At 49.1% G+C, this 643-nt stretch carries 1 protein-coding gene; it reads left to right on the forward strand.

Annotated features, from left to right (window positions below):
• The coding region (locus tag ACTBDZ_RS18320) for a hypothetical protein (RefSeq protein ID WP_438816334.1) at positions 1–455 on the forward strand (455 nt) is incomplete at its 5' end.
• Positions 456–643 lie beyond the last annotated feature (188 nt).

A 643-nucleotide genomic window follows, 5' to 3' on the forward strand; every position in this document is an offset into this window, starting at 1 on the left:
GAGAGCAGGCCAAGGCTATAACCCTTGTTGTGCGTCAGTCCCATGAGGTTGCAGACCTTGCTACCAAGCGTGACCTTGAAGACGTGCGCAAAGATTTAACGGTTCAGATAGCCGATGTCCGCAAGGACCTGTCCGCAGAGATAGCCGATGTTCGTAAGGACCTGTCCGCAGAGATAGCCGATGTTCGTAAGGATATTGACGCTCGCTTCGAGAAGAACGAAGCTCAGATGCAGGCTCGCTTCGAGAAGAACGAAGCTCAAATGCAAGCTCGCTTCGAGAAGACCGAGGCGCAGATATCTGACGTTCGTAAGGATATGCAATTAGTCCGCAAGGATTTACAGCTTGAGATGGCGGGTATTCGCTCTGAGCAAAAGTTAATGCGCTGGATGCTGAGTGCTGGAATTTTGGGTATTCTCTCTCTGGTTGTGAAAGCTTTTCTCGTTACGGCCCTTTGAGCAATTCTGTCCATTGGGTCGGTAGCTCAGTGTGGAAGAGCGTACGTGTTCCCCAACCGTAAGATGTATTAGTCGCGACTTGATCTGACACTGGACCTTGCAAGGTTGAGAGTTACCGGTTTTGATATGGGTGTCCAATCCTTATACAAAACACGAGGTAACTCTCATGATTCATACTAACAATCCCA

It is taken from the genome of Symbiopectobacterium sp., assembly GCF_051710365.1.
GTDB lineage: Bacteria > Pseudomonadota > Gammaproteobacteria > Enterobacterales > Enterobacteriaceae > Symbiopectobacterium.